This window comes from Fulvivirga lutimaris, from assembly GCF_009711525.1.
Taxonomy (GTDB): domain Bacteria; phylum Bacteroidota; class Bacteroidia; order Cytophagales; family Cyclobacteriaceae; genus Fulvivirga; species Fulvivirga lutimaris.
This window is the reverse complement of record NZ_SMLV01000015.1, coordinates 1-271: the sequence shown is the minus strand read 5'-3', so window position 1 is coordinate 271 and position 271 is coordinate 1. Positions and strand designations below refer to the sequence as shown.

General features: G+C 40.6%; 1 protein-coding gene. It reads right to left on the bottom strand.

Annotated elements, in window-relative coordinates; genetic code table 11:
• Nucleotides 1-271 (bottom strand): carboxypeptidase-like regulatory domain-containing protein (locus tag E1140_RS00030; protein ID WP_155177922.1); only part of this gene is annotated, 271 nt, incomplete at both ends.

Below are 271 nucleotides of genomic sequence, written 5' to 3'. Positions count from 1 at the left end.
AGATCTTTGTTGCATTTGCTCAGCATCTACCGAAGCAACAGAATAGCCTAACGCCTTCTTCTCTCTTTCAATACCAACTGCTGTTACAACAACTTCTGAAAGCTGCTTCACATCAGGAGACATTTGTACATCAATCACCGATCTGGTACCTACGTTTACTTCTTCAGTAGCCAAACCGATAAATGAAAAAACCAATGTACCACCATCTGATGGTACCGAAAGTTTAAAGTTACCGTCAATGTCGGTAACAGTACCGTTAGTTGTACCTTTT